The organism is Pseudomonas sp. GM49 (assembly GCF_000282355.1).
GTDB lineage: Bacteria > Pseudomonadota > Gammaproteobacteria > Pseudomonadales > Pseudomonadaceae > Aquipseudomonas.
The window spans coordinates 20,771-36,105 of the sequence record NZ_AKJL01000098.1; the positions used below are offsets into that span (position 1 = coordinate 20,771).

At 58.5% G+C, this 15,335-nt stretch carries 18 protein-coding genes; 6 read left to right on the forward strand and 12 right to left on the reverse strand.

Annotated elements, in window-relative coordinates:
- Position 1: 1 nt before the first annotated feature.
- Positions 2-940, reverse strand: a complete 939-nt coding sequence (ribF, locus tag PMI29_RS19515; RefSeq protein ID WP_007996427.1) for a bifunctional riboflavin kinase/FAD synthetase — start codon at positions 938-940, stop codon at positions 2-4.
- A 130-nt stretch (positions 941-1,070) separates the two neighbouring features.
- A complete protein-coding gene (murJ, locus tag PMI29_RS19510) occupies positions 1,071-2,609 on the reverse strand; it encodes a murein biosynthesis integral membrane protein MurJ (RefSeq protein ID WP_007996429.1) in 1,539 nt (512 codons plus the stop codon).
- A 252-nt stretch (positions 2,610-2,861) separates the two neighbouring features.
- Here murJ and rpsT point away from each other — a divergent pair, with 252 nt between their 5' ends.
- Entirely contained in the window at positions 2,862-3,140 is a 279-nt protein-coding gene (rpsT, locus tag PMI29_RS19505) for a 30S ribosomal protein S20 (RefSeq protein ID WP_007970922.1), read from the forward strand.
- Positions 3,141-3,321: 181 nt separating this feature from the next.
- Here rpsT and PMI29_RS19500 read toward each other — a convergent pair whose 3' ends face one another.
- The 5 genes from PMI29_RS19500 to rplU form a co-directional block, all read right to left on the reverse strand.
- A complete protein-coding gene (locus PMI29_RS19500) occupies positions 3,322-3,786 on the reverse strand; it encodes a CreA family protein (protein ID WP_007996431.1) in 465 nt (154 codons plus the stop codon).
- Between the two features lie 12 nt (positions 3,787-3,798).
- Positions 3,799-4,917 carry a glutamate 5-kinase gene (gene proB / locus PMI29_RS19495; protein WP_033052220.1) on the reverse strand — a complete coding sequence of 373 codons (1,119 nt, stop codon included), beginning with the start codon at positions 4,915-4,917 and terminating at the stop codon, positions 3,799-3,801.
- Between the two features lie 137 nt (positions 4,918-5,054).
- Complete coding sequence (gene cgtA, locus PMI29_RS19490) at positions 5,055-6,278, reverse strand: Obg family GTPase CgtA (protein WP_007970919.1); 1,224 nt, start codon at positions 6,276-6,278, stop codon at positions 5,055-5,057.
- Positions 6,279-6,473: 195 nt separating this feature from the next.
- Positions 6,474-6,731, reverse strand: a complete 258-nt coding sequence (rpmA, locus tag PMI29_RS19485) for a 50S ribosomal protein L27 (RefSeq protein ID WP_003281574.1) — start codon at positions 6,729-6,731, stop codon at positions 6,474-6,476.
- A gap of 35 nt (positions 6,732-6,766) precedes the next feature.
- On the reverse strand, positions 6,767-7,081 hold the full coding sequence (gene rplU, locus PMI29_RS19480; RefSeq protein WP_003176051.1) for a 50S ribosomal protein L21: 315 nt from the start codon (positions 7,079-7,081) through the stop codon (positions 6,767-6,769).
- Positions 7,082-7,321: 240 nt separating this feature from the next.
- Here rplU and PMI29_RS19475 point away from each other — a divergent pair, with 240 nt between their 5' ends.
- The 3 genes from PMI29_RS19475 to PMI29_RS19465 all read left to right on the forward strand — a co-directional run bounded on the left by PMI29_RS19475 (position 7,322) and on the right by PMI29_RS19465 (position 9,285).
- Positions 7,322-8,290, forward strand: coding sequence for a polyprenyl synthetase family protein (locus PMI29_RS19475; RefSeq protein WP_007996435.1), 969 nt, complete (start codon positions 7,322-7,324; stop codon positions 8,288-8,290).
- Positions 8,291-8,482: 192 nt separating this feature from the next.
- Complete coding sequence (locus PMI29_RS19470) at positions 8,483-8,824, forward strand: zinc ribbon domain-containing protein YjdM (protein WP_007996437.1); 342 nt, start codon at positions 8,483-8,485, stop codon at positions 8,822-8,824.
- 203 nt (positions 8,825-9,027) lie between these two features.
- Positions 9,028-9,285: a PA4570 family protein gene (locus PMI29_RS19465; RefSeq protein WP_007996439.1), complete on the forward strand. Its 258-nt coding sequence runs from the start codon at positions 9,028-9,030 to the stop codon at positions 9,283-9,285.
- A gap of 147 nt (positions 9,286-9,432) precedes the next feature.
- Here the strand turns inward: PMI29_RS19465 and PMI29_RS19460 are convergent, their stop codons facing one another.
- The 3 genes from PMI29_RS19460 to PMI29_RS19450 form a co-directional block, all read right to left on the reverse strand.
- On the reverse strand, positions 9,433-10,050 hold the full coding sequence (locus PMI29_RS19460; RefSeq protein WP_007996441.1) for an FKBP-type peptidyl-prolyl cis-trans isomerase: 618 nt from the start codon (positions 10,048-10,050) through the stop codon (positions 9,433-9,435).
- A gap of 121 nt (positions 10,051-10,171) precedes the next feature.
- On the reverse strand, positions 10,172-10,462 hold the full coding sequence (locus tag PMI29_RS19455; protein ID WP_007996443.1) for a DUF6482 family protein: 291 nt from the start codon (positions 10,460-10,462) through the stop codon (positions 10,172-10,174).
- Positions 10,463-10,665: 203 nt separating this feature from the next.
- Positions 10,666-11,154, reverse strand: coding sequence for a TIGR00645 family protein (locus PMI29_RS19450; RefSeq protein ID WP_007990463.1), 489 nt, complete (start codon positions 11,152-11,154; stop codon positions 10,666-10,668).
- Between the two features lie 171 nt (positions 11,155-11,325).
- Between PMI29_RS19450 and PMI29_RS19445 the strand changes: the two genes are divergently transcribed.
- Positions 11,326-13,155 carry a hypothetical protein gene (locus tag PMI29_RS19445; protein ID WP_007996445.1) on the forward strand — a complete coding sequence of 610 codons (1,830 nt, stop codon included), beginning with the start codon at positions 11,326-11,328 and terminating at the stop codon, positions 13,153-13,155.
- Between the two features lie 6 nt (positions 13,156-13,161).
- On the opposite strand, the gene PMI29_RS19440 is transcribed toward PMI29_RS19445, so the two are convergent.
- On the reverse strand, positions 13,162-13,503 hold the full coding sequence (locus PMI29_RS19440; RefSeq protein WP_007996446.1) for a PA4575 family protein: 342 nt from the start codon (positions 13,501-13,503) through the stop codon (positions 13,162-13,164).
- Between PMI29_RS19440 and PMI29_RS0130000 the strand changes: the two genes are divergently transcribed.
- The gene (locus PMI29_RS0130000; RefSeq protein WP_033052221.1) at positions 13,502-13,774 is read left to right on the forward strand and encodes a hypothetical protein; all 273 of its coding nucleotides are present in this window, start codon (positions 13,502-13,504) and stop codon (positions 13,772-13,774) included. The genes PMI29_RS19440 and PMI29_RS0130000 overlap by 2 nt on opposite strands.
- Positions 13,775-13,839: 65 nt before the next feature.
- Here PMI29_RS0130000 and PMI29_RS19435 read toward each other — a convergent pair.
- On the reverse strand, positions 13,840-15,335 hold a 1,496-nt coding region (locus PMI29_RS19435), incomplete at its 5' end, for a Lon protease family protein (RefSeq protein WP_007996448.1).

Sequence of the window (15,335 nt, forward strand, 5' to 3'; positions counted from 1 at the left end):
ATTAGCGATGGGCGCTAGGTGCGGCTAGTGCACGGGCGGTGGCGACATCCGCATTGATCGCCGTTTTCAGCGCCTCCAGAGAGGCGAAACGCTGCTCTTCACGCAGCTTGTGGTGGAAAACCACCGTTAAACGCCGGTCATACAGATCGCCGGCAAAATCCAAAAGATGTATTTCGAGGTGGGCCTTGCCATCACCTTGTACCGTTGGCCGCACGCCGATGTTGGCGACGCCTGGCCAGGTCTTGCCGTCGATATCGACGTTGACCAGGTAAACCCCGGAAAGCGGAACGCGACGGCGCTTGAGTTGTATGTTGGCCGTGGGCGTACCCAACTGGCGAGCCAGCTTCTGGCCGTGCAGCACCCGCCCGGTAATCTGGAACGGCCGACCTAGCAGTCGCTCGGCCAAGGCAAAATCAGCTGCGGCCAGGGCATTGCGGACCTGAGTGCTGCTGACGCGAATACCGTCCAGCTCAACGGTTTGCGCCGCCTCGACGGTAAAGCCCTGAACGATGCCGGCTTGTTGCAGGAAATCGAAATCTCCCGCTCGGTCACAGCCGAAACGGAAATCATCCCCGACCTCCAGGTGCTGGACGCCAAGGCCATCCACCAGAATGGTATCGACGAACTCGCTGGCGCTGAGCTTGCTCAGGCGCTGGTTGAACGCCAGGCACAGCACACGATCGACGCCTTCTGCCGCCAGCAGCTGCAGCTTGTCCCGCAAGCGGGCCAGACGGGCCGGTGCGGTCTCCGGAGCGAAGAATTCTCGCGGTTGCGGCTCGAAAATCACCACGCAGCTGGGCACGCCCAACTCGAGCGCGCGCTCACGCAGCCGCGCCAGGATAGCCTGGTGGCCACGGTGTACACCGTCAAAGTTGCCAATAGTGGCGACACAGCCCCGATGCTGAGGGCGCAGATTGTGGAGGCCTCGAACCAGCTGCATAACGCGCTTCTTGCTCATAAAGTGGTCGATTATAACCACACCCGGCGGCCGACGACAGGCAACACCGCAACCCAAAGTGATCGAGCCGACAAAACCGCCGGCTCGCCCGTGCTTATCGAGGCCAGAACCTCTATTCCAGTGCCTTGCGATTGAAGTCGCGCAAACGGAAACCCATCAACACTAACATGCCGAAATAAGCCACCACACCCGCCGCTACCAACGCCCCCAGTCGCAAGAAGCGCTCGAGCATGTGCCCCTGGTCCCAGGCTGGCATGAAGTGCATCGCACCCAACAGTACCGCGGACATCACGGCCACCGCGACCAGCAACTTGAAACCGAACTTTGCCCAGCCCGGTTGCGGCTGGTACATCTGCTGCCTGCGCAGCTGATAGAACAACAACCCGGCATTGAGGCAGGCGCCGGCACTGATCGCCAGGGCCAGGCCCGCGTGAGCCAGCGGCCCGATCAGCATCAAGTTGAACAGCTGGGTGACCACCAGGGTGAAAATCGCAATTTTTACCGGTGTACGGATGTTTTGTTGCGCATAAAAGCCAGGGGCCAGCACCTTGATCACAATAATTCCGAGCAAACCGACCGAATAAGCGATCAGGGCACGCTGGGTCATCGATGCATCAAACGCATTGAACTGCCCGTACTGGAACAGTGAAACCGTCAGCGGCTCCGCCAGAATCCCCAATGCCAGGGAGCAAGGCAGCACCAAGACGAAGCACAGGCGCAGGCCCCAGTCGAGGATACGCGAATACTCGTGACGATCCTTGTTGGCATAGGTCTTGGCCAGGGTCGGCAGCAGAATCGTCCCCAGCGCCACGCCCAGCACGCCGGATGGCAGCTCCATCAAACGATCGGCGTAATACATCCAGGATACTGAACCGGCGACCAGGAACGAGGCAAAAATAGTGTTGATGATCAGCGAAATCTGACTCACCGATACCCCGAGAATGGCCGGCAGCATTTGCTTCATGACGCGCCAGACGCCAGTGTCGCGCAGATTCAGGCGCGGCAGCACCAGCATGCCGATCTTTTTCAGGTGCGGCAGCTGATAGAGCAATTGCGCCAGGCCGCCCGCCAGAACCGCCCAGCCGAGCGCCATCACCGGCGGGTCGAAGTACGGCGTCAAAAACACCGAAAAGATGATCATGCTGACGTTGAGCAAGGTCGGCACAAAGGCTGGCACCGAAAAGCGGTTCCAGGTGTTGAGGATCGCGCCGGCCAACGACGACAGGGAAATCAGCAGGATGTAGGGAAAGGTCACCCGCAAAAGGCTTGATGTCAGTTCGAACTTTTCCGGGGTATTGGTAAAACCCGGTGCTGTCACCCAGATGACCCACGGCGCGGCGATCATGCCCAACACCGTGACCAGCGCCAGCACCAGCGTCAGCAGGCCCGAAACGTAGGCAATGAAGGTTCGGGTCGCCTCTTCACCCTTCTGGCTTTTATATTCGGCAAGAATCGGCACGAACGCCTGGGAAAACGCCCCCTCGGCAAAGATCCGCCGCAGCAGATTGGGCAATTTGAAGGCGATAAAGAAGGCGTCGGTCGCCATTCCCGCGCCAAATGCGCGCGCAATGAGGGTGTCACGAACAAACCCCAGAATCCGGGAAAGCATTGTGATAGAGCTGACGGCGGCCAACGATTTGAGCAGATTCATGGAAAGAGTTTGTGCCTGTCGATAAACAGCAGGCGAACTACGCGCCTACTTGTGCGATACTCCGCGCCGCAACAGCACAGAGCCAAAGCTCGCGAGTTTACAGGTCACACGCCGGAAAGAAATATCCCGTCGCACCACGCCTACCACTTAGCGGAACGTTTCAAGCGCCCTTGACAAGACTTCAACTCATCGGCATGATTCGCGGCCTATTTTGTTTGCTATTTCCTAAAAAGTCTTTCGAGGAGCTCGACGGTGGCCAACTCACCTTCCGCCAAAAAACGTGCAAAACAGGCTGAGAAGCGTCGCAGCCACAACGCCAGCCTGCGTTCCATGGTTCGTACCTACATCAAGAATGTAGTTAAAGCCATCGACGCAAAAGACGCTGCCAAAGCTCAAGCCGCTTACGTTCTGGCTGTGCCAGTTATCGACCGTATGGCCGATAAAGGCATCATCCACAAGAACAAGGCCGCTCGTCATAAGAGCCGCCTGAATGGCCACGTCAAGGCCCTGAACGTTGCCGCTGCTGCCTAAGCGACTCGTTCATTAAAAAGCCGACCTCAGGGTCGGTTTTTTATTGCCTGCGATTTGATGGGCACATAAAAAACTGTGGGAGCGAGCTTGTTCGCGATGACGGATTAACATTCAGCACTTGTGCTGGCTGGATATCCGCATTCGCGAGCAAGCCCGCTCCCACAGTTTGTTTTGCGTCAAATTATTGGGCGTGTGCCCACGGCAAAATCGGAATCGCCGTCACCGCATTCTGCGGGCTGCCCTCGATCAAGCGATCGCTGTACACCAGATACACCAGCGTATTGCGCTTCTTGTCGAGGAAGCGCACCACCTGCATGGTCTTGAACACCAGCGATGTGCGCTCCTTGAACACCTCGTCGCCATCCTTGAGCTCGCCCTTGAAGCTGATAGGCCCGACCTGCCGGCAAGCGATGGACGCCTCGGCACGATCTTCAGCCAATCCAAGACCACCTTTCACGCCACCCGTCTTGGCGCGCGAGAGATAGCAGGTCACACCTTCGACTTTGGGGTCATCAAAAGCCTCGACCACGATCCGGTCATTTGGCCCGACGAACTTGAACACCGTCGAGACCTGACCAATCTCCTCGGCCGAAGCCAGCAGCGGCAGCGCCAACAGCAGCCCCAACAATCCTTTTGCCATGCACATCCAGGTATTCCTTCAAACCAGAATCAGGTTATCGCGGTGAACCAGTTCCGGCTCCGCCATGTAACCCAGCAGACCGACAATCGCCTCAGACGACTGACCGATGATTTTTTGTGCTTCCAGCGCACTGTAGTTGGCCAGGCCCCGGGCAATCTCACGACCGTCCGGCGCCACGCACACCACCATCTCACCGCGACGGAAGCTACCCTGCACCAGCTTCACCCCAACCGGCAGCAAGCTCTTGTTACCCTCGGACAACGCCGTCACCGCCCCCGCATCCAGCACCAGGGTGCCACGGGTTTGCAGATGACCGGCCAGCCACTGCTTGCGTGCCGCCAGCATGCCGCGCTCCGGCGACAGCAAGGTGCCGATGCGCTCGCCCGCCTTGAGGCGATCCAGCACACGCTCAAGACGCCCACCAACGATGATGGTATGAGCTCCAGAACGAGCCGCCAGACGCGCAGCACGCAGCTTGGTCTGCATGCCACCACGCCCCAGCGCTCCGCCCGTACCGCCCGCCACCGCGTCGAGCGCCGGATCATCGGCACGCGCCTCGTAAATCAGCTGGGCATCCGGATTGTTGCGCGGATCGGCGTCGAACATGCCATCGCGATCCGTGAGGATCACCAGCAAGTCCGCCTCGACCAGGTTCGCCACCAGCGCCGCCAGGGTGTCGTTGTCGCCAAAACGGATTTCGTCGGTGACCACGGTGTCGTTCTCGTTGATCACCGGAATGACCTTGAGCTCGACCAGTGCGCGCAGGGTACTGCGGGCATTCAGGTAGCGCTTGCGGTCGGACAGGTCGTCATGGGTCAGGAGAATCTGTGCGGTATGCCGGCCATGCTCGGCAAAGCTCGACTCCCAGGCCTGCACCAGCCCCATCTGGCCGATTGCAGCAGCGGCCTGAAGCTCGTGCATAGCACTGGGTCGCGAGGTCCAGCCCAAACGGCTCATGCCGGCCGCTACTGCCCCGGAGGACACCAGCACCAGCTCGACACCCGCCTCATGCAAGGCCACCATCTGCTCAACCCAGACACCCATTGCCGCGCGATCCAGGCCTTTGCCGTCCGCCGTCAGCAAAGCGCTGCCGATCTTCACGACCCAACGCTGCGCACCTGTCACCTTGCTCCGCATCATCTTCAACCTTAGCTTGAGGGCAGCGCGACCTGGCACTGCCCGTGACGTTATTCGTGGTTATTCGTGACCAACAATCGATTTCCAGATACCAAAACGCCGCTCGATTGAGCGGCGCTTAAGTTTATCGCAACGAATCAGTCACGCACGTAAATGATTTCCGGACCGTCTTCATCATCCACATCTTCTTCGTCCCAATCATCGTCGCCGATGTCGTGGACCGACTTCACGCCACTGCGACGCAGGGCACGCTGGTCGTCCAGCGCCTGCAACTGGGCACGGGCCTCGTCTTCGATGCGCTGATCGAGCTCAGCCAACTCTTCCTTGTAGGCTGGGTCGTTGGCCAGGCGATCGGCACGATCTTCCAGGTAACGCATGATGTCGTGGCACAGGCGCTCAGTGTTCTGCTTGGCAATCGCCGAGATCACGTAAACCGGACCCGTCCACTCCAAGCGATCGACGATTTCCTTGACGCGGGCATCGTGCTCCTCATCAAGGATCTGGTCGCACTTGTTCAGGATCAGCCAGCGATCGCGCTCCGCCAGGGACGGACTGAACTTGGTCAGCTCACTAACGATGACCTCTGCAGCGTCCGGGGCACTGGTTTCATCCAGCGGCGCCATGTCGACGAGATGCAGCAGCAGGCGAGTACGCGACAAGTGCTTGAGGAAGCGAATACCCAGACCCGCGCCATCGGAAGCGCCTTCGATCAAGCCCGGAATATCCGCGACCACGAAGCTTTTCCAGCGATCAACGCTAACCACACCCAGGTTCGGTACCAGCGTGGTGAACGGATAGTCGGCAACTTTCGGCTTGGCGGCCGACACCGAACGGATAAAGGTGCTTTTACCGGCGTTCGGCAAGCCCAGCAGACCGACGTCCGCGAGCACTTTCATTTCCAGCTTCAGGTCACGCTGCTCGCCCGGCTTGCCTGGCGTAGTCTGGCGTGGCGCACGGTTGGTACTGGATTTGAAACGGGTGTTGCCCAGTCCGTGCCAGCCACCGTGTGCAACCAGCAGTTTCTGACCAGCCTTGGTCAGGTCGCCGATCACTTCCTGAGTGGCGGAGTCGATCACCGTGGTACCAACCGGCACACGCAGGATCAGATCCTCACCCTTCTTACCGGTGCAGTCGGTGCTGCCGCCGTTGGAGCCACGCTCGGCATCGAAGTGCCGGGTGTAACGGTAGTCCACCAGGGTATTGAGGTTTTCGTCGGCCATCATGTAGATGGAACCGCCATCACCACCATCACCGCCGTTAGGACCACCGTTTTCGATGAATTTTTCGCGACGGAAACTCATGCAGCCATTGCCGCCGTCACCAGCCTTTACTCGAATCGATACTTCATCAACAAACTTCATAACAAACGCCTCTCGCCATACGGACGAGCCGAAAAACAATCAAGACATAAGACTCTTGCAAAAATGAGCGCAGCGACCCCAAACCACGACACCTACATCGTACGCCGACAGCCCATGCAAACAGCTTTGCAAGAGACTCACCCCACAAACGAAAAAGCCCCGTCGCGAGACAGGGCTTTTCCAGCGATCGCGCAATTAAGCCGCGACTACGCTCACGTAACGACGACCGAAGGCGCCTTTTACTTCGAACTTGATCACGCCTTCGACTTTAGCGAAGAGGGTGTGATCTTTACCCATGCCAACGCCGTAGCCAGCGTGGAATTGGGTGCCGCGCTGACGCACGATGATGTTGCCTGCTTTGATAGCCTGGCCGCCATACATCTTCACGCCAAGGCGTTTGGCTTCTGAGTCGCGACCGTTACGGGTACTACCACCAGCTTTTTTGTGTGCCATGAGTTCAATTCTCCTAGTGAGGAATTAGGCTGAAATTAAGCCTGAATACCGGTGATTTTGATCTCGGTGTACCACTGGCGGTGGCCCATACGCTTCATGTGGTGCTTACGACGACGGAACTTGATGATGCGGACTTTATCGTGACGACCTTGGGAGATCACTTCAGCCACAACGGTAGCGCCAGCAACAACTGGAGCGCCGATATTCACGTCGTCACCGTTGGCAACCAACAGAACGCGATCAAAGGTAACGGATTCGCCGGTAGCGATTTCCAGTTTTTCGATCTTCAGGTATTCACCTGGGGCGACTTTGTACTGCTTGCCGCCAGTAACGATTACTGCATAAGACATGGTATTTCTCCGATAATCCTGCTCACCCAGCTCTTTATAAGAAGAGGTATTGGCTGGCATGGCTGCATGGGGCTGGAGGCCCGTTTGCAATTGCGTAAGGCAGGTGCTGCCCAGGAAGTTCAGGGTGCGCGATTGTACGCAAGGCACGAGCGCCTTGCAAGGGGCCGTCCATCGCGCCTTGACAGGCCCGGACGTGGGTCCTAGCATGCCGCGCAACCCTTCTGGAGCGGACTGTCGCTGATGCAACCCCAAGCTTTCTACCGCGCGGTGGCGGACGATTTTAGCGCCGTCGACGACATCATCAAGAAGCAGTTGACTTCGCGCGTGCCGCTTGTATCGAAAATCGGTGATTACATCACCTCGGCCGGCGGCAAACGCCTGCGTCCTTTATTAGTACTGCTGTGTGGCAAGGCCCTGGGTCGCGAAGGCGACGAACTGCGCCTGCTGGCTGCGACCATCGAGTTCCTGCACACCGCCACCCTACTCCATGACGACGTGGTCGACATGTCCGGCATGCGCCGTGGCCGCTCGACCGCCAACGCCATGTGGGGCAACGCACCAAGCGTGCTGGTCGGTGACTTCCTGTATTCGCGCTCCTTCGAAATGATGGTCGAACTGGGTTCCATGCCAGTGATGAAGATCCTTTCGCAGGCCACGCGCATCATCGCCGAAGGCGAAGTGTTGCAGCTGTCGAAGGTGCGTGACGCCAGCACCACCGAAGAAACCTACATGGAAGTCATCCGCGGCAAGACCGCGATGCTCTTCGAAGCCTCGACCCATAGTGCTGCGGCCCTGTGCGAAGCCACGCCGGAACAGGCCGAAGCCCTGCGTACATTCGGTGACCACCTGGGCGTGGCCTTCCAACTGGTCGACGACCTCCTTGACTACAAAGGCGACGCCGAAACCCTGGGCAAGAACGTCGGTGACGATCTGGCCGAAGGCAAGCCGACCCTGCCGCTGATCTACACCATGCGCGAAGGTACGCCGGAACAGGCCGCCCTGGTGCGCAAGGCGATCCAGAAAGGCGGAATCGAAGATCTGGAAAGCATCCGCGAAGCCGTGGAAGTCTCGGGTTCGCTGGAGTACACCGCGCAACTGGCCCGCGATTATGTGGCCCGCGCGATCAAGTGCCTCGAGGTGCTGCCTGCCAGCGAATACCGCGATGCACTGGTTGAACTGAGCGAGTTCGCGGTCGCGCGTACGCACTGAAAACACTGCAAAACTCTGTGGGAGCGAGCCTGCTCGCGATTGCGATCTGACAGTCGACTTTGGTGTTGACTGACACACCGCTATCGCGAGCAAGCTCGCTCCCACAGGTAACACATCGCACCTTCCGCCCTCTCCCGCTTAAAACCCTATACAATGTGCGCTTTTTAGCGATCCTGAATCCAAGGAGCCTTAGTGAGCACGCTGCCACCCTGCCCAAAATGCAATTCCGAATACACCTATGAAGATGGCGCCCAGCTGATCTGCCCCGAGTGCGCCCACGAATGGTCCGCCAGCAGTGAAGCCGAAGCGGCGTCCGATGACGCAGTGAAAAAGGATTCGGTCGGCAATGTCCTGCAGGACGGCGATACCATCACCGTGATCAAGGACCTCAAGGTCAAGGGCACGTCTTTGGTGGTCAAGGTAGGCACCAAGGTCAAGAACATCCGTCTGTGCGATGGCGATCACGACATCGATTGCAAGATCGACGGCATTGGCCCGATGAAACTCAAGTCCGAGTTCGTCAGAAAAGTCTGACCCTGCTGTCCTCCATCCCGCGCCCGGCGTGGGATGGTGCCTCCCCCTCCCCGCTTCGCCCAGTAACTCCTCGCAATAGCCAAACGCCGGTCGTTTTGACTTGACGCAATCTTTACCTGGAAAAAAGTGCAAACCGCCAATAGGCCCTTGCTATTTAATGAATAAGAATTATTCTCATAAAACCCTCAGTGGAGATGAGAACCATGACTTATTTGATCGATGCCTGGCTGGACCGACCACACCCTTACCTCAGGATCCTGCATCGGGAAACCGGGGAAGTCTGTGCCGTGCTTGAAGAGGAAGCCTTGAACGAACTGCAGGATCAGGGTGACCTGGACGTCAGCAGCCTGAGTTCCAGCGAGCCGGTGGTGCTCAAGGAACTGGTGCGCAATCTGTTTCTGTTCTGCTATGCCCGGGCATTGCGCCCGCACAGTGAACTGCACCACAAGATCGAAATATGAATCACCGTAAAAAACTGTGGGAGCGAGCTTGCTCGCGATAGCGGATGTTCCATCACAGATACATTGACTGACACACCGCCATCGCGAGCAAGTCGGATCGCCGCACCGTCGCTCCCACATTAGCCCGACGTTATATCGGGCCAGGTCTTACAGAACGTCGAGCAGTTCGACGTCGAACACCAGTACGCTGTGCGGCGGGATGCCGCCAACGCCTTGAGCGCCGTAAGCCAGTTCGCTCGGCACGTACAGGCGCCATTTGCTGCCGGCATTCATCAGTTGCAGGGCTTCGGTCCAGCCGGCAATCACGCCGCCAACCGGGAATTCCGCAGGCTGGCCGCGCTCGTAGGAGCTGTCGAACACAGTGCCGTCGATCAGAGTGCCGTGGTAGTGAGTACGCACGGTGTCTTCACGGGATGGCTTGACGCCTTCGCCAGCGGTCAGAACTTCGAACTGCAGGCCGGAAGCCAGAGTGGTGATGCCTTCACGCTTGGCGTTTTCAGCCAGGAAAGCCAGGCCTTCGCCAGCGGCCGCTTCAGCCTTGGCTGCAGCTTCGGCCTGCATGATTTCGCGGATGACTTTGAAGCTGGCGGACATTTCTTCCTGACCCACACGGCTTGGCTTGCTGGCGAACGCGTCGGTCAGACCTGCCAGGATCGCGTCCAGGCTTACGCCTGGTGGCGGGTTGTCGCGCAGTTGATCGCCCAGCTGACGGCCAATACCGTAGCTGACGCGGGTTTCGTCGGTGGACAGATTTACTTCGGACATGACACTGCTCCGCTGTGCGGACGGCTCGGGAACTTGCCATGCGTGCACAGCGCGTCCCGGAGCGCCCGGAACCAAAAGGGCCAGCAGACTAGCACAGATGTCATGCCATTGATGAGGGGCGTCAGGCGATCGGCACCTTCAGGTTTTCCTCCACATCGGCAACCAGCCCGCACATTTCGTCATGCACGACCGTGTGCACAAGGTTGAAATGCAACTTGGGAAAGGAGCGCAGCACATCACGGGCGTGCTCCACCGAACGCAGGCTCACCATATGGCCGTGCGTATCGCTCAGGGGGTACGCCGCGCCATGCATCCTTGCTTCCAGCAGGTAGATGCCCCCCTCCATGGAGATCAGGTTCAGCTCATCGACCTTCCCGGCGACGGCATACGCATTCAACTCTTGCAGGGTCATGAACGCACCTCACGCAGTGGCGAGCCAACATAGTTACAGGGATAGGCCTCGACGCATCAAAGCACAAGCCACAAACGACGCCGCCCGTCTGTTTTGCAACCCTGTGGGAGCGTGGCTTGCCCGCGATGGCACCACTGCGGTTCATCGTTAGACCGAGGTGATGCCATCGCGGGCAAGCCACGCTCCCACAATGGAAGTTGAAATCAGTGCTTGGTGACTTTATCCAGGTAACCCATGGCGAATGCCGACACCACGAAAGTCATGTGGATGATCACGTACCACTGCAGATGCTCGGGATCGACGTTCTTGGCGTCCATGAAGATGCGCAGCAGGTGAATGGACGAGATCGCCACGATCGACGCAGCCACCTTCATCTTCAGCGACGAAGAGTCCATGGTGCCCAGCCAATTGAGCTTTTCCTTACTGTCGTCGATGTCCAGTTGCGAGACGAAGTTCTCGTAGCCGGAAATCATCACCATCACCAGCAAACCGCCCACCAGGGCCATGTCGATCAGCGACAACAGCACCAGGATCAAGTCCGATTCGGCCATCGAAAACACGTTCGGGATGACGTGGAAGACTTCCTGGAAGAATTTCAGTGCCAGCGCCAGCAACCCGAGGGACAGACCGAAATAGATCGGCGCCAGCAGCCAGCGCGAGGCGTACATTGTATTTTCGATAAAGCGTTCCATTGAATCTCACATGCAGACTTAAAAATGGCCGCGAGTATACCAGCCGCCGGTCTATACCCAGAAGCAGTCAGAAACCGTCGAAAAATCCGCCACCTGCGCCGGTGTATCAAAGTTTTTCTGCTAGTGTCCAAATCATTGACTGCTCAGTGATGCCGGACAGGAAGACTGGAAATGGATGTGCGATTGACTTTGACGAGTGCCGGAATTTGCCTGGCGCTGCTGCTAAGCGGCTGCTCACCCAGCGATGAAAAACGTCAGGTCAGCCTCGAAGAAAAAACCGCGCAGTTCGAAAAGTCACTGGACGCCATCCAGGATCCGAAACTCAAGGATGCCGTGTCGGAGCTGGGCGGCTCACTGCTGCTGCTCGAACGCGCACAACTCAAGCTCGACAGCAAACCGGTTGAAACCGAATACGGCGAAGACGCCCTCGCCATGCTCAAGCACTACCCGAGCCCGCAGGCCCTGGTCGACACCTACATCAACGGGTTGTTCGTGCTGCAGAAGGACTCCAGCTCCGACTACCTGATCGATCTGCAACCGGTGTTTCCCTTCACGTTCAGCGTTCCTGCCGCGTTTTTGTTTCCCCATGGCCTGGAATGGCAGTCGGTCACCCTGAGCAACAAACGAGTGATTGCGTTCCAGCCGGAATGGTCGGAAACCGACCCCGGCATCCAGCTGAGTCCTTCGAGTTCCAACCTGACCAACCCCGATGACCTGACCGTGGCCTATCCCTTCATCGAAGGCCTCGACATCGACAGAAAGCAGCAACCGCAACCGGTGAGCCTGCAAGGCAAAGTCGAAGTCATCGCGCCACGCCGCCTCTACAGCTTCGACCTGACGAAAAAGGACGTAGGCCAGACTCGCACCAATGACAACCTGAGCGTCACCCTGCTCACATTGACGAACAACTACGCGGAAATCGAATACAACAACAGCGCGCCGCTGGCCCCCGAAGTCAGTGAAACGCCGCTGAACCCGCTGATCGTCCAGGCCAGGGACAGCACCGGGCAATTCATCTCGCGCGCCGGCTCAATCAACGAAACCGCGGTACAAATTGCCTTCTATCAGCAGCAGCTGGCCAAGATGCAGCAGCAAAAGAGCTGGAGCGAGACCCTGGAAAAACAGCTCGACGAAGAACAACGCAACTTTGAGAAACAGCAGGCTCGACATTATTCGAAGGTGTACTTCAACGGGACGATCGAAACGCTCGAAGTCAGCATGCTGGACTTTTCCGCCGTCACGGTCACCCGCAAGGACCTCGACCTGCCGATCCGGCGCTTCGATGCCATCACCACGGACAAGTCCATCCAGCCCCTGAACCTGCCCGTGGTGGTCTATGACGACCAGGCGGTGGACTGGCTGAAAGGGGCAACGCTGAGTGAGGATCAACTGAAAAAGAACGTCAGCATCAATCAATCGGTCGATGACCCCAGCGCGGCGCGAATCGAATTCACTCATCTGCGCAGCTTCAACGATGAACTGCTCGGCACATCGTTCAACCCCGGAGAAAGTCCGGTGAGCTTCTTTACCGAAGACGCGAGCGGCAAACGCGACGAGCCGATCGAGTTGCCGCCCCAGGCGTACCAGATCGATCCCCTGCGCGGCACCATTACCTACGATCTGAATCTGTTTCCGGAAACACCGGCCTATGCGGTGGGATCGATACCGCTGTTCCTGGCCACAGTCGAGCAAAAAACCGTCGATGCCCGCCAACTGCCCAAAGGCCTTGAGCTAAAAACCAATGCTCTGGTGGTTGATCTGAAGGAATTTCCCGCCCAGGACTGGCGCTTTTTCGCCAAGGACGACACTGGCAATTACTTGAAGGAAATTCTATCAGTCAGCCATGGCGCGAGCGCACAAGGGCCGGCACAGTTTGCCGTGCATTACTTCTACGGGCAGCCTACGCGCCTGGAAACCTATCGGCGCACTGACCTCGCCACGGTGCAATATGGTTTCGAGGTCAAACTCGACAAGGCCGACATGACGCGCCTTGATCAATAGTGCGACTCAGTGCTCGGGGTGAAACTCGAAGCCGCCCACGTTTCGGCAGCGACCACCGTTGATTTCCCGCAGTTGGGCTTGCAGGTGCAGACACCAGATTTGCGGATCGTCGGCCAACTCGTAGCCGTGCAAGGTCAGGCTTTCAACGATGGTATCGAGGATTGATTCAGCGACGAATGGACCGTGAAACGGGCCTTGGGCCTTGATGGCCGAAGGTTGTTCACCGGCCATTCCGGCGGCGAACAGCAGAGTCCACATGCCCGTATCTCCCGCCAATGGACGGATGGCACACTCGATACGGGTCACAAGGCCCAGGCATTGACGGGTAAGGCAGAGGTTGCGCGACATGGCGGCGACCCTCGGTAGATCCGGTATTCAGCCCCCATGTGAAGGCTGTTTCGATCCTGTGATTACTGTCGATATCCCTGAGCTGAGAATAGAAGAAAAGTCTGGCCTGGAAGCCAGGCGAGACCAGAAGGTGCCGAGCGGTCACCGTGTGAATATTGACGTCATTTTGACGGCGTTTTTGGGGTATTCCATAGACAAAATGTGGGAGCGGGCTTGCTCCGGGCGGCGTTCCGACGAAAGCGGTACATCATTCAACATTAATGCTGACTGACAGTACGCTTTCGCGAGCAAGCCCGCTCCCACAATGGAGTTGCCTGGCTTCAAATCAAATAGGTATCAAGCCGGTTTGGTTTCTGCCAACGCCTCTTGCGCCAATTCCTTCTCGGCTTCCTTCAGATCATCTTCACTGATCATTTCCGCGATAACCCGCAGGCGCTCCACTACCCGTGCGTTCACGCTGCCTTCAGGGAATTCGCCATTCTCGTCCGGCTCGCCGGCCGGCTCGCCGACCAGCAAACTCAAGGCTTCGTCGGCCTGACGGACCGCGTAGACATGGAACTGCCCCGCACGCACCGCCGCCAGCACCTTCTCGTCGAGCATCAGCGTGGCGACGTTGGCGTGAGGAATGATTGCCCCCTGCTCGCCGGTCAACCCGCGGGCTTCGCACAGACGGAAGAAGCCCTCGATCTTCTCGTTGACTCCGCCCACCGCCTGCACTTCGCCGAACTGGTTGATCGAACCGGTGATGGCAAAGCACTGTTTGAGCGGGGTTTTCGACAAGGCCGAGATCAGGGTGCAGGCCTCGCCCAGGGAAGCACTGTCACCATCGACATAACCGTAGGATTGCTCCAGGGCAATGCTTGCGGAAATCGCCAGCGGAAATTCCTGGGCATAACGGCTGCCCAGATACCCGGTGAGGATCATCACGCCTTTGGAGTGAATCGGCTGGCCGAGGTTGACCTCGCGCTCGATGTCGACAATGCCGCTGCCGCCCGGGTACACCGTGGCGGAAATCCGCGCCGGAATACCAAAGGCCGAGTCGCCGACTTCCAGCACGGTCAAGCCGTTGCACTTGCCGACCGCCGCGCCAGCAGTGTCGATCAGGATGATCCCGGCCAGCATGTCGTCGAGAATCCGCGCCGAAACCCGCCCGGTCCGCGTGGCCTTGGCCTTGAGTGCCCGTTCGATGTGCCCGGCATCGGTCATTTCATCGCCGGCCAGATGGCGGATGAAGTCCGCCTCGCTGACCAGTTGGAACAAATCACCGATACGCGCCGACAAGCGCCCCTGGTGCTCGGCCAGACGCGCGCTGTAAGTCGCCAGGCGCGCCACCGCATCAGCGGTCAGCGGCGCCATGCCTTCTTCGGAAGTACGGGTTTTGAGCAACTGGGCGAACTGCTCCAGACTCTCGTCGACCATCGGGATGTCTTCGTCGAAATCCACCAGGACGCGGAACATCTCCTGGAAGTCCGGATCGAGGTCTTGCAGCGTGTAATACAGCTGACGGGCACCGATGATGACGACTTTGACCTGCAATGGAATGTGCTGCGGCGTCAGGGTCACGGTGGCCAGGCGGCCCAGTTCACCGAGCGGCGATTCCATTTTCAGCTTGCGCGATTGCAGGGCGCGTTTCAGCGCATCCCACACGAAAGGCTCGCTGAGCATTTTGTCCGCTTCAAGGATCAGGAAACCGCCGTTGGCCCGGTGCAAGGCACCCGGTCGCAGTTGCCGATAGGTGGTGTACAGCGCGCCCTGGTCGGTGCTGTATTCGATGCGACCGAACAGGTTTTCGTAAGTCGGGTGCGGCTCGAACACCACCGGCGCGCCGCCGC